Origin of the sequence: Blastococcus deserti (assembly GCF_042682525.1) — a bacterium.
Classification (GTDB): domain Bacteria; phylum Actinomycetota; class Actinomycetes; order Mycobacteriales; family Geodermatophilaceae; genus Blastococcus_B; species Blastococcus_B deserti.
Genome location: NZ_JBHUHP010000009.1, coordinates 334994 through 347686 on the forward strand (window position 1 = coordinate 334994; position 12693 = coordinate 347686).

Annotated in this window: 11 protein-coding genes and 1 tRNA gene; 10 read left to right on the forward strand and 2 right to left on the reverse strand. The window is 73.9% G+C overall.

All coding sequences use genetic code 11. The features are described from left to right. Nucleotides 1-5: 5 nt before the first annotated feature. From metG to ACFSHS_RS09685, 6 genes are all read left to right on the forward strand, one after another. A complete protein-coding gene (gene metG / locus ACFSHS_RS09660; protein ID WP_376874514.1) occupies nt 6-1805 on the forward strand; it encodes a methionine--tRNA ligase in 1800 nt (599 codons plus the stop codon). A 43-nt stretch (nt 1806-1848) separates the two neighbouring features. Continuing rightward, nucleotides 1849-2748, forward strand: a complete 900-nt coding sequence (locus ACFSHS_RS09665; RefSeq protein WP_376874517.1) for a TatD family hydrolase — start codon at nt 1849-1851, stop codon at nt 2746-2748. A gap of 202 nt (nt 2749-2950) precedes the next feature. Continuing rightward, nucleotides 2951-3787: a hypothetical protein gene (locus ACFSHS_RS09670; RefSeq protein ID WP_376874520.1), complete on the forward strand. Its 837-nt coding sequence runs from the start codon at nt 2951-2953 to the stop codon at nt 3785-3787. A 355-nt stretch (nt 3788-4142) separates the two neighbouring features. Continuing rightward, the gene (locus tag ACFSHS_RS09675) at nt 4143-5240 is read left to right on the forward strand and encodes a ubiquitin-like domain-containing protein (RefSeq protein ID WP_376874523.1); all 1098 of its coding nucleotides are present in this window, start codon (nt 4143-4145) and stop codon (nt 5238-5240) included. Nucleotides 5241-5388: 148 nt separating this feature from the next. Further along, the gene (gene rsmA / locus ACFSHS_RS09680; protein WP_376874526.1) at nt 5389-6117 is read left to right on the forward strand and encodes a 16S rRNA (adenine(1518)-N(6)/adenine(1519)-N(6))-dimethyltransferase RsmA; all 729 of its coding nucleotides are present in this window, start codon (nt 5389-5391) and stop codon (nt 6115-6117) included. Continuing rightward, the gene (locus tag ACFSHS_RS09685; RefSeq protein WP_376874529.1) at nt 6114-7037 is read left to right on the forward strand and encodes a 4-(cytidine 5'-diphospho)-2-C-methyl-D-erythritol kinase; all 924 of its coding nucleotides are present in this window, start codon (nt 6114-6116) and stop codon (nt 7035-7037) included. Before rsmA ends, ACFSHS_RS09685 begins: the two co-directional genes overlap by 4 nt. A gap of 16 nt (nt 7038-7053) precedes the next feature. Here the strand turns inward: ACFSHS_RS09685 and ACFSHS_RS09690 are convergent, their stop codons facing one another. Beyond that, nucleotides 7054-7707, reverse strand: coding sequence for a TetR/AcrR family transcriptional regulator (locus ACFSHS_RS09690; protein WP_376874532.1), 654 nt, complete (start codon nt 7705-7707; stop codon nt 7054-7056). A gap of 107 nt (nt 7708-7814) precedes the next feature. Beyond that, a complete protein-coding gene (locus ACFSHS_RS09695; RefSeq protein ID WP_376874535.1) occupies nt 7815-8813 on the reverse strand; it encodes an acyl-CoA desaturase in 999 nt (332 codons plus the stop codon). Between the two features lie 252 nt (nt 8814-9065). Here ACFSHS_RS09695 and ACFSHS_RS09700 point away from each other — a divergent pair. The 4 genes from ACFSHS_RS09700 (at nt 9066) to ACFSHS_RS09715 (ending at nt 12682) form a co-directional block, all read left to right on the forward strand. Then, nucleotides 9066-9138 (forward strand) — tRNA-Gln (locus ACFSHS_RS09700). 31 nt (nt 9139-9169) lie between these two features. Next, the gene (gene glmU / locus ACFSHS_RS09705) at nt 9170-10687 is read left to right on the forward strand and encodes a bifunctional UDP-N-acetylglucosamine diphosphorylase/glucosamine-1-phosphate N-acetyltransferase GlmU (RefSeq protein WP_376874538.1); all 1518 of its coding nucleotides are present in this window, start codon (nt 9170-9172) and stop codon (nt 10685-10687) included. Between the two features lie 14 nt (nt 10688-10701). Further along, nucleotides 10702-11682, forward strand: a complete 981-nt coding sequence (locus ACFSHS_RS09710) for a ribose-phosphate diphosphokinase (RefSeq protein ID WP_376874541.1) — start codon at nt 10702-10704, stop codon at nt 11680-11682. Nucleotides 11683-11977: 295 nt separating this feature from the next. Continuing rightward, the gene (locus ACFSHS_RS09715) at nt 11978-12682 is read left to right on the forward strand and encodes a 50S ribosomal protein L25/general stress protein Ctc (RefSeq protein WP_376874544.1); all 705 of its coding nucleotides are present in this window, start codon (nt 11978-11980) and stop codon (nt 12680-12682) included. The last annotated feature ends 11 nt before the right edge of the window (nt 12683-12693 follow it).

The following is a 12693-nucleotide window of genomic DNA, read 5'->3' on the forward strand; positions in this document are numbered from 1 at the left end:
AAAGCGTGAGTGATCGGCACATCCTGACGGCAGTCGCCTGGCCCTATGCGAACGGGCCGCGGCACATCGGCCACGTCTCCGGGTTCGGCGTCCCCTCCGACGTCTTCAGCCGTTACCACCGCATGGCCGGTGACAAGGTGCTGATGGTCAGCGGCACCGACGAGCACGGCACCCCGATCACCGTCGCCGCCGACGCCGAGGGCGTCACGCCCCGGGAGATCGCCGACCGCAACAACCGGATCATCGTCCAGGACCTCGCCAGCCTCGGGCTGAGCTACGACCTGTTCACCCGGACGACGACGGCCAACCACGCCGCGGTGAGCCAGGAGATCTTCCTGGGCCTCCTGAAGAACGGCTACGTCTTCCCGCAGACGACCCTCGGCGCCATCAGCCCGTCGACCGGCCGCACGCTGCCCGACCGCTACATCGAGGGCACCTGCCCCATCTGCGGCTACGACGGCGCCCGCGGCGACCAGTGCGACAACTGCGGCAACCAGCTCGACCCGACCGACCTGATCAACCCGGTCAGCCGGATCAACGGCGAGACGCCGAGGTTCGTCGAGAGCGAGCACTACTTCCTCGACCTGCCGGCGTTCACGCGGGCGCTCGGCGACTGGCTGGCCACTCGCAGGAGCTGGCGGCCCAACGTCCTCAACTTCAGCGTCAACCTGCTCGAGGACCTCAAGCCGCGCAGCTACACCCGCGACATCGACTGGGGCGTCCCGGTGCCCCTGGAGGGATGGCGGGACCGGCCGGACAAGCGCATCTACGTCTGGTTCGACGCCGTCGTGGGATACCTGTCGGCGTCGATCGAGTGGGCCCGCCGCTCCGGCGACGCCGACGCCTGGCGCCAGTGGTGGCAGGCGCCGGACTCCGACGCCTACTACTTCATGGGCAAGGACAACATCGTCTTCCACTCCGAGATCTGGCCGGCACAGCTGCTCGGCTACAACGGCGAGGGCGACAAGGGCGGCACCCCCGGCTCGCTCGGCCGGCTGAACCTGCCGACCGAGGTGGTGTCCAGCGAGTTCCTCACGATGGAGGGCCGCAAGTTCTCCTCGTCCCGCCAGGTCGTCATCTACGTGCGCGACTTCCTGGCCCGCTACGACGCCGACGCGTTGCGCTACTTCATCGCCGTCGCCGGGCCGGAGAACCAGGACACCGACTTCACCTGGGCGGAGTTCCGGCGCCGCAACAACGACGAGCTGGTGGCCGGCTGGGGCAACCTGGTCAACCGCTCGGTGTCCATGGCGGCCAAGAACGTTGGGGCCGTGCCGACGCCGGGTGAGCTGACCGACGAGGACCGGGCGCTGCTGGCCACCACCTCGGGCGCCTTCGGCCCGGTGGGCGAGCTGCTGTCCCGCAACCGGCAGAAGGCGGCGATCGGTGAGGCGATGCGGGTCGTCGGGGAGGCGAACAAGTACCTGTCCGACCAGGCGCCGTGGAAGCTCAAGGAGGACCCGGCCCGCCGGGACACCGTCCTGCACACCGCGCTGCAGGCGATCAAGGACTGCAACGCCCTGCTGACGCCCTTCCTCCCGCACTCGGCGCAGCAGGTGCACGAGCTGCTCGGCGGCACCGGGGTCTGGTCGGTCGCGCCGGAGGTCCACGAGGTCACCGACCTCGACGACGGCTCGCCGTACCCGATCATCACCGGACCCTACGAGCAGGGCCAGGCGGTGTGGGGTTCCACGCCGCTGGCCGCACCCGGCACGCCGCTGAGCCCGCCGAAGCCGATCTTCACCAAGCTCGACGAGTCCGTCGTCGAGGAGGAGATCCGGCGCCTGGAGGAGGGCAGCGCATGAGCCCGAGGGCCGTCGTGGCCACGTTGGCCATCGGGCTGGGCGCGTGAGCCGGTCGGCGTCCTCGCGCGCCAACCGGCGGGGCGAGCCCCCGCCGTCGCCCGAGCCGCTGCCGTCTCCGGCTCTGGACAGCCACACCCACCTCGACATCGTCCTGGGCGAACGGCCGGCGGGCGGGCAGGGGAACTGGCCGCCGGACGACGACGTGGACGCCGAGATCACCGCTGCGGTGGCGGTGAACGTCCCGCGGCTGGTGCAGGTGGGTGTCGACGTCGCCTCGTCGCAGTGGTCGGCGGCCCTGGCCGCGCGGCACCCGAACGTGCTGGCCGCCGTAGCGGTGCACCCGAACGAGGCCGGGGCGGGCGCGGCGGACGAGGCGGCCCTCGCCGAGATCGACCGGCTGGCCGCGCTGCCGCGGGTGCGGGCGGTGGGGGAGACGGGCCTGGACCGTTTCCGGACCGGTCCCGAGGGCTGGGTGGCGCAGGAGGTCGCGTTCCGGGCGCACATCCGGATCGCCAAGGAGCGCGGCGTCGCCCTGGTCATCCACGACCGCGACGCCCACGAGGAGATCCTCCGGGTGCTCGACGACGAGGGCGCGCCCGAGCACACGGTCTTCCACTGCTTCTCCGGCGACGCGGCGTTCGCGAAGGCCTGCGTCGAGCGGGGCCACGTGCTCTCCTTCGCCGGCACGCTGACGTTCGGCAACGCCGGCTACCTGCGGGAGGCGGCGGCCCTCACGCCGGTCGACCAGCTGCTGGTGGAGACCGACTCGCCGTTCCTGACCCCCGTGCCGCACCGCGGGCGGCCGAACGCCTCGCGGCTGGTGCCGCACACCGTGCGGGCCCTCGCCGAGGTCACCGGCACCGAGGTGGGGCAGCTGTGCGCCGCCCTGACCGCGACCGCTGAGCGCGTCTTCGGCGCCTGGGAGAAGGACGCGCCGCGGTAGTGGTGTCGTCGCGACGGGGCCCGGAGGGTCGTGACCAGCAGGGGCCCGGAGGGTGCCCCGAGGAACGACGAGGTCAACCCAGCGAAGCCGTTCCGCGGAGCGGAGGGGCCGGAGGCCTCCCCGACGTGGAAAGGGAAGGGCTCCGAGCGGCAGGGGCACGGCTCGTGGCCGCGGTGTCGCCCGGAGGGCGACAATGTGAACCGTGGGCCGCCTGATCGCCGTTCTGCTGTTCATCGCCGTGCTCGTCCCCGGTGTCCTGCTGGGGCGGGCGTGGTGGCTGGCCGGCGGCCGCCGGGCCGTCGCGGCCGGGGCCGTGGAGCTGGCCGAGCCGACGCCGGAGGGCGCCCGCACGCTGCAGCGCCAGGCGCAGCACGGTCGCCGGGTCCGCCGCCTGGGCCTGCTCCTGGGCGTGGCCGGGGTGATCGGCAGTGTCGTGATCCTCGCCGAGGCGTCGGTCTTCCTCTGGGTGCCGGTGCTGGTCCTCGGCCTGCTCGCCGGCGTCCTGCTCGCCGAGGCCACCCGGCCCCGACCGCGGTGGACGACGGCCGTGCCGCCGCGCCGCCCCCGGCGCTCGGAGCTCGTCTCCGGCTGGCTGGTGTGGACGATGCGGGCGGTCGTGGCCGCTCAGGTGGCCGCGACCGTGCCGCAGTGGCGCTCCGGTGAGCTGTCCGACGCCGTGGCCTGGGCCGCCCTCGTGGCGCCGGTCGCGGCGTGGGCGCTGGCTGAGATCGCGCTGCTGCGGGCGGTGGTCCGGCCACTGCCGGCGGCTGGTGCCGACGTGCCGGTCGACGAGGCGCTGCGCACCTGGACCGCGCACCTGGTCACCGCGGCGGCGACCGTGCTGGCGCTGCTGCCCCTCGGCACGCTCCTGCTGGTGGCGGGGATCGATCCCGACGGGGTCAGCGAGGGCTACGACTTCCTGCCGGTCGGCCTGGTCGCCGGCGGCTTCTCGGCGCTGGCGGCCGGCGTCGCCGTCGCGGTGTTCCTGATCGGCTGGCTGCGGCCGGTGCGGTCGAGTGCCCGGGCGCTGGCGGGCTGATCAGCCGGGTGCGGATACCCGTCGGGGGCCGATCGGCACTGTGCCCTTGATCACTACCTGATCGTGTAGCGCACCCCACAGAACACCTGCCCCACTCGGCACGTCCGTCACATAGCGTGTCGGCGCGTCCACCGAGTGTCCATGTCGACCTCTGGTTCACTCGCTGCGCACCATTGCCACTCGTTCCGTGTTCGTTATCGTGTCGTGACCGACAGCCGGGGTGGAGACCGACCCGGACGGCGTTCCGCGGCCGGGAGTAGTCACTCCGGGCTGGATGCCGCCCGGGAACGCGACCGCGACGGGCGGGCCGTCCTCGGACGGCGGGCCCGTTCTCCTGCCCGGGTTCTGTGACCCCGTGGAAGTGTTTGTGCGCCGCTCGCTGCAGCTCAGCCTGTTCGCCGTCGTCCTCCTGGGACTGGTCGGCGGCACGCTCGCCTATCTCGCCGCCCAGAAGTCCGTGACGCTGACCGTCGACGGGCAGGTCCGCACCGTCGGGACCTACGCCGGCACGGTCGGCGAGGTCCTGGACGAGGAGGGCCTCGAGCCGGCTGCCCACGACGTCCTGCTGCCGGCCGCCGACCAGGTCGTGGCCGACGGCGACGCCGTCGTCCTCAACCGGGCCCGGCCGCTGGAGCTGACCGTCGACGGCGTCTCCCGGCAGGTCTACGTCACGGCGCTGTCCGTGGACGAGGCGCTGGCCCAGCTCGGCTACCGCGCCGACGGGCTCGTGCTCTCCGCGAGCCGCAGCGAGCGGCTGCCGCTCGACGGCATGCAGCTGACGATCACCACGCCGAAGGAGATCGTCCTGGTCAGCGACGGCCAGGAGCGCGTGGTCACCACGACCGCCGCGACCGCCGGCGACCTGCTCGCCGAGCAGGGGATCGCGCTCGGCGAGACCGACCGCACCAGCCTCTACCTGGAGCAGGGCCTGCTCAACCGCATGCGCCTGCAGGTGTTCCGGGTCCAGGTCTCGGAGGTGACCGAGACGACGCCGATCCCGCACGAGCGCGTGGAGACCGCCGACCCGAACGTGCTCGAGGGCGAGAAGACCGTCACCCAGCCCGGCGTCGCGGGGGAGCAGGTCGCCACGGTCCGCGTGACCGTCGTCGACGGTGTGCAGACCGCCCGCGAGGTCCTGGGCACCACCGTCAGCCGGGAGCCGGTGCCGGAGCTGGTCACCGTGGGCTCCAAGCCCCGCCCGGCCAACACCCCCGCGGCCGACGGGCTGAACTGGGCGGCCCTGGCCAAGTGCGAGTCGGGCGGTCGGGCCAACGCGGTCAGCCCGAACGGGATGTACCACGGGCTCTACCAGTTCTCCGTCGCCACCTGGCGGTCGGTCGGCGGCTCCGGCCTGCCCTCGCAGGCCTCGCCGGACGAGCAGACGTTCCGGGCCCAGCAGCTGTACAACAAGGCCGGTCGCGGTCAGTGGCCGCACTGCGGCAAGTACCTCTGATCGGACGCTGCTGAGCACGCACGCCGAGCAACCAGACGGGCTGCTGGGCCCTACCGCGATCCGCGAGCTGGCCCAGCAGCTCGACCTGCGACCGACCAAGGCCCTCGGGCAGAACTTCCTGCACGACGCCAACACCATCCGGCGGATCGTGCGGACGGCGGAGCTGCGGCCCGAGGACGTCGTCCTCGAGGTGGGGCCCGGTCTCGGCTCGCTGACCCTCGGCCTGCTGCCGGCCGCGGACCGGGTGGTGGCGGTGGAGATCGACCCGCGGCTGGCCGACCTGCTGCCCCGGACCGTGGGGGAACGACGCCCCGACCTGGCCGACCGGCTGACGGTCGTGACCGCCGACGCCCTCCGGGTGCGGGAGCTGCCGGGACCGCCGCCCACGGCGCTGGTCGCCAACCTGCCGTACAACGTGGCCGTGCCCGTGCTGCTGCACCTGCTCGAACTGCTGCCCACGCTCGACCGCGCCCTGATCCTGGTCCAGGCCGAGGTGGCCGAGCGGCTGGCGGCACCGCCGGGCGCCCCCGCCTACGGGGTCCCCTCGGTCAAGGCCGCCTGGTACGGCGAGGTCCGTCGCGCCGGTGCCGTCGGGCGCAAGGTCTTCTGGCCGGAGCCGAACGTCGACTCGGGCCTGGTGGCCCTGGTCCGGCGGCCGCCTCCCGCCGGTGACCGGAGGGCCACGTTCGCGGTCGTGGACGCGGCCTTCGCGATGCGCCGCAAGAGCCTGCGCGCGGCGCTGGCGCGCTGGGCCGGCAGCCCGGCGGCCGCCGAGGCGCGGCTGCGGGCGGCGGGCATCGATCCCGCTCTGCGGGGGGAGCAGCTCTCGGTGACCGACTTCGCCCGGCTGGCCGCCACCGACCCGGTGGAGCGATGACCGCCGTCGCAGCCCAGGCTCCCGCGAAGGTGAACGTCCACCTCGCGGTCGGCCCCCTGCGTCCCGACGGATTCCACGAGCTGCGCACCGTCTACCTCGCCGTCTCGCTCTTCGACACGGTCACCGTGCGCCCCGGCGACGGCCTCGCCCTCACCGTCAGCGGTGAGGGGACCGGGCCGCCCGGCGGCGCCGACCTCGTGCCCACCGACCGGCGCAATCTCGTCTGGCGCGCCGCCGAGCTCCTGGCCGCGTCCGCCGGCGTGGGCGCCGACGCCACCATCGAGATCGCCAAGTCGATCCCCGCCGCCGCCGGGCTGGCCGGGGGCAGCGCCGACGCGGCGGCCGCCCTCGTCGCGCTCGACGCGCTGTGGGGCACGCGGGCGAGCCGCGAGGACCTCGCCGGGCTGGCCGCCCAGCTGGGCAGCGACGTGCCCTTCAGCCTCCTCGGCGGCGTGGCCCGCGGGGCCGGCCGGGGGGAGCGGCTGACCCCGGTGCTGGCGCGCACGACGTGGCACTGGGTGCTCGGCATCGCCGGCGAGGGGCTGTCGACGCCGGCCGTCTACGGCGAGCTGGACCGGCTGCGGGCCGCCGGGCGGGTACCCGACGGCCGCGACCTCCCCGCCGCGGAACCGGTCATCGCCGCACTCCGGAGCGGGCCGACGGCCGTGCTGGCGGCGTCACTGGCCAACGATCTCCAGGCGCCCGCGCTCGCCCTGCGTCCGGGTCTGGCGCGCGCCCTGCGGGCTGCGACCGAGGCCGGCGCGGCGGCCGCGCTGGTGAGCGGCTCCGGGCCCACCGTGGCGGCACTCGCCGACGACGAACGGGACGCCCTCCGGCTCACCGCCGCGCTGGCCGGGGCCGGCGTCTTCCGCACCGTCCGGGCCGTGCACGGCCCGGTGCCCGGCGCGCGACTGGTCTGAGCGGCCGCCCGGCGCCTCAGGCGCCGGAGGGCGGCGCCCCGAACCCGCCCGACAGCCGCGGCCGCGGCTCCAGGTGCGCCAGCCCGTTGTAGGCGAGGTTGACCAGGTGGGCGGCCACCTCGTCCTTGCCCGGGGACCGCGTCTCCAGCCACCACTGGCCGACGAGGGCGACCATGCCCACCAGCGCCTGGCTGTAGAGCTCGGCCAGTTCCGGCTCGTACCCCCGTTCGGCGAACTGCCGGGCCAGGATGTGCTCGACCTTGCGCGCCACCTCGCCGATCAGCGAGGAGAACGACCCCGCGCCGCTGGTGACGGGGGCGTCGCGGGTCAGCACCCGGAAGCCGTCGGTCTCCTCCTCGATGTAGTCCAAGAGCACCAGCGCCGCCCGCTCGAGCAGCTCGCGCGGATGGCCCGGAGCCGACAGCGCGGACGTGAACCGCTCCAGCAGCGCCTGCATCTCGCGGTCGACGACGACGGCGTACAGCCCCTCCTTGCCGCCGAAGTGCTCGTACACGACGGGCTTGCTGACGTCGGCGCGGGCGGCGACCTCCTCGATGGAGGTGGCCTCGAAACCCTTCTGGGCGAACAGCTCGCGCCCGATGTCCAGCAGTTGCCGGCGCCGCTGCACGCCGCTCATCCGCACGCGGGGCCGGGCCACGGTGCTGCTCATGGGGGCTCCTTCCCTCACCGCCATCCTGCCCTGGGCACGGCTGCGCCCGGGCGACCTGCGGCGCGCAGGTCGCCCGGGCGGAGGAGGATCCGAGGAGCCGGTCGGGCTCAGGTCGACGCCGGTGCGGGCGTCGTCGCCGGGACCGAGCGCTTCGCCGCGAGCCGGACCGGGTCCGGCCACTTCACGTCCCGCGCCCAGCCGAGCCTCTCGAACAGCCAGATGACCCGGGCGCTGATGTCGATCTGCCCGCGGAGCACGCCGTGCCGGGCGCAGGTGGGGTCGGCGTGGTGCAGGTTGTGCCACGACTCGCCGCCGCTGAGGATCGCCAGCGGCCAGAAGTTGGTGGCCCGGTCGCGGGAGGTGAACGGCCGGTTGCCCACCAGGTGGCACACGGAGTTGATCGACCAGGTGACGTGGTGCAGGAGGGCGACGCGGACCAGGCCCGCCCAGAAGAATGCCGACCAGGCGCCGGCCCAGCTGCCGGCGATCAGCCCGCCGGCGACCGTGGGGATCGCCAGGCTCAGGAAGGCCCAGACCACGAAGAGCCGGCTCGTGCGGCGAACCGCGGTGTCCTTCACGAGGTCCGGGGCGTAGCGGGCGGGGTTGGTCTGACGGCGGTCGAACAGCCAGCCCATGTGCGCGTGGAACATGCCCTTGGCCAGGTTCCGGGCGCCGGTGCCGTAGCGCCACGGGGAGTGCGGATCCCCCTCGCGGTCGGCGAACGCGTGGTGCCGGCGGTGGTCGGCGACCCACTGGACGACCGGTCCCTGGATGGCCATGCCGCCGACGGCGGCGAGCGCGACCCGCAGCGGCCGGGCCGCCTTGAACGAGCCGTGCGTGAAGTGCCGGTGGTAGCCGACCGTCACGCCGAGCAGCGTCAGGAAGTAGAAGCCGACGGAGAGCCAGACGTCGGTCCACGACAGCCCCCAGCCCCAGACGGCGGGGACGACGGCGGCGAGGGCCAGGAACGGGACGATCACGAACACGTAGAGCGTGATCTGCTCGACTGCGCCCTTCTCGGCGCCGAGCGCGTTCGCGGGCAGCCCGGCGTTGGGGTCCGCCGTGCGAGGGGGAGCAGTGGGCCGGGTCAGAGCAGGAGCGGACAAGTGCCCTCCGGGGCGGTGTCAGGGGTCATCGGCGCTGGTGACCGAGGCCGCAGCCGAGGCTGCGTGCCCGTAACCTACGGCCGCGTAGGGAACCGGGCGACCGGAGGGAACCCCGGTCGGTTGTGCACTACCCGGTGGAACCCCTGGCCAACCCGTGCCCGTGAGTGCCCTCCGGGCGGCCGGGCCCTAGGCTCGCCGTGGGCGCCGCTCCGACACGGTGCCTCCGCGGTGTGCCCGGACGGGCACCGCGGGTGGGGGATGGGGTAATCGGCAGCCCGCCGGCCTTTGGAGCCGTGCAGTCTCGGTTCGAGTCCGAGTCCCCCAGCTCAGACCGTGCCGTCCGTCCGAGGAGATCCGTGATCGCGCAGGAGTCGTCCGCCGCAGCACCGTCCTCCCCCTTCCCGGCGGTGGCCGGCGTCGTCGTCCTCGCGGCAGGGCAGGGGACGCGCATGCGCTCCGCGACGCCCAAGGTGCTGCACACCCTCGGCGGTCGCAGCCTCCTCGGGCACGTCCTCGCGGCGGCGGAGCCGCTGAGCGCCGGCGCCACGGTGGTGGTCGTCGGCGCCGGGCGCGCGCTCGTGGAGGAGCACCTGGCGCAGGTGGCGCCTGCCGCGCTGCCCGTCGTCCAGGAGCAGCAGCGCGGTTCCGGGCACGCGGCGGCCGTGGCGCTCGAGGCGGTGCCCGACCTCGAGGGGCCGGTCCTCATCCTCAACGGCGACGCGCCGCTCCTGCGGGCCGCCACCGTGGCGGCGCTCGTCGGCGCCCACCACGCGGCCGGCAGCACGCTGACCGTGCTCACCGCCGAGGTCGACGACCCGACGGGCCTGGGGCGCATCGTGCGCGGCGCCGACGGCGCGGTCCGCGCCATCGTCGAGGAGCGCGACGCCACACCGGAGCAACGGGAGAACCGGGAGATCAACGCCGGGGTCTACGTCGGGGACGCGGCGGCGCTGCGGCGGGCCCTCGCCCGGATCGGCACCGACAACGACCAGGGCGAGCTGTACCTCACCGACGTGGTGGGCCTCCTGGTCGGCGACGGCGCCCCGGTCGGCGGCTTCGTCGCCCAGGACCCCGACGACGTCCTGGGCTGCAACGACCGGCGGGAGCTGGCCGCCCGGCGGCGCACCCTCAACGACCGCGTGCTCGACGAGCTCATGCGCAGCGGGGTCACCGTCGTCGACCCGCAGACCACCTGGGTCGACGTCACCGTCACCGTCGCCGCGGACGCCGTCCTCGAGCCGGGCACCCAACTGCAGGGCGCCACCTCCGTGGCCGCCGGCGCGGTGGTCGGCCCCGACACCACGCTCCTCGACACCGAGGTGGAGGAGCGGGCGACCGTCGTCCGGAGCCACGTCCTCGGTGCGGTGGTCGGCCCCGAGGCCTCGGTCGGCCCGTTCAGCTACCTGCGGCCGGGAACCCGGCTGGCCCGCGGGGCGAAGGTCGGCGCCTTCGTCGAGACGAAGAACGCGGAGGTGGGAGAGGGGTCCAAGGTGCCTCACCTGTCCTACGTCGGAGACGCCACCATCGGCCGGGGGGCGAACATCGGCGCGGCGACCGTCTTCGTGAACTACGACGGCGTGGCCAAGCACCACACCACGGTCGGCGACCACGTGCGCATCGGCTCGGACACCATGCTCGTGGCGCCGGTCACCGTCGGGGACGGTGCCTACACCGCCGCCGGATCGGTCATCACGTCCGACGTCCCGCCGGGCGCCATGGCCGTCGCGCGGGCGCACCAGCGGAATGTGGGAGGCTGGGTACGCCGTCGCCGCCCCGGGACGCCCGCGGCCGAGGCCGCCGAAGCGGCTCAGCGCCGGGCGGACGCGGCCGGGACAGACCCGTCCGAGGTCTCCGGAGCGGACACCGAGAAGTAGGGACGAAGGATTCCATGAGCGCCATCCGGCAGGCGACCAGCAAGAGCCTGATGCTCTTCTCCGGACGGGCTTTCCCCGAGCTGGCCGGCGAGATCGCCGGGCACCTGGGGGTCACACCGACACCGACCGCGTCCTACGAGTTCGCCAACGGCGAGCTGTTCGTGCGGTTCGAGGAGTCCGTGCGCGGCTGCGACGCCTTCGTGGTGCAGAGCCACACCGCGCCGATCAACACCTGGCTCATGGAGCAGCTGATCATGGTCGACGCGCTCAAGCGCGCCTCGGCCAAGCGGATCACGGTGGTGGCGCCGTTCTTCCCCTACGCCCGGCAGGACAAGAAGCACCGCGGTCGCGAGCCGATCTCGGCGCGCCTGGTCGCCGACATGTTCAAGACCGCCGGGGCCGACCGGCTCATGACCGTCGACCTGCACACCGCCCAGATCCAGGGCTTCTTCGACGGCCCGGTCGACCACCTCTTCGCCCTCGACCTGCTGGTCGGCCACGTGTGCGAGCGCTGGGGCGACCGCGAGCTCACGGTGGTCTCCCCGGACTCCGGCCGGGTGCGGGTGTCCGAGCGCTGGAGCGACAAGCTCGGGGGCGTCCCCCTGGCCTTCATCCACAAGACCCGCGACCCGATGCGGCCCAACGAGGTCGTCGCCAACCGCGTCGTCGGCGAGGTGGAGGGCCGGGTCTGCATCCTGGTCGACGACATGATCGACACCGGCGGGACCATCGTGAAGGCCGCCGAGACGCTCTTCGAGGCCGGCGCGGCCGAGGTCATCGTCACCGCGACCCACGGGGTGCTCTCCGGTCCGGCCGTCGACCGGCTCAAGAACAGCCGCGTCAGCGAGGTCATCGTCACCAACACCTTGCCGATCGAGCCGGAGCGCCAGTTCGACAAGCTCACCGTGCTGTCGATCGCGCCGCTGCTCGCGCGGGCGATCAAGGAGGTCTTCGAGGACGGCTCGGTGACGAGCCTCTTCGACGGCAACAGCTGATCGGTCCCGCCGAGCGGGGCCCGGAGGGTCCCCGAGGCGGGGCCGGGCTCCGCGCAGCGGTCGCTCCGAGCGAGGGGCCGGAGGCTCCCCCGAGGAGCGACGGGAGCGCGGCAGGAGGTCGGGTACGGCCCTTGGCCGCGCTCCCGGCCGGAGGTCGGGTAAGGTTGCGGAGCCCGGCGAGGGAGTTTCCGCTCCGTGATCGACGTGCACGCTCCGGTGGTCGAAAGCCCTGGCGGTGTGCCGCGCTCGTGCGCCGGCCCGCAGACCTGATCCACCTCCTGAGGAGCACATCACCGTGGCTGACTTCCGCCTCGAAGCCGAGATCCGCACCGAGTTCGGCAAGGGCAGCGCCCGCCGCACCCGCCGCGCCGGTCGCGTCCCCGCCGTCCTGTACGGGCACGGTCAGGACGTCGTCCACCTGTCGCTGCCCGCCCGCGAGTTCGCCGCGGCGCTGCGCAACGGCGGCGCCAACGCCCTGCTGACCGTCGTCCTCGACGGCAAGGAGCAGCTGGCGCTCACCAAGTCCGTACAGCGCGACCCGCTCAAGCGCACCCACGAGCACGCCGACCTGCTGCTCGTCCGGCGCGGCGAGAGGACGACCGTCGAGGTGCCGATCGTCGTCGTGGGGGAGCCGGCCCCCGACTCGATCCCCAACCACCAGCTGAACACCGTCTCGATCGAGGCGGACGCCACCAGGCTCCCCGAGAGCATCGAGGTCGACATCACCGGCCGCAGCGCCGGCCAGAACATCACCGCTGGTGACCTCGCGCTGCCCCAGGGCTCCACGCTGATCACGGACGCCGAGGCGCTCGTCATCGGCTTCCTGGGCGCGCCGAGCGCGGAGGCTCTCGAGGCCGAGCTGGAGCAGGCCGAGGCCGAGGCCGGCATCGAGCGTGAGGAGTCCGAGGCCGCCGCCGGAGGCACCGGCGAGGGCGACGTCGTGCCCGAGCCGCTCGCCCAGGGCAGTGGCGAGTCGATCGAGTCCACCGAGAACAGCTGAGGCAGGCGCTG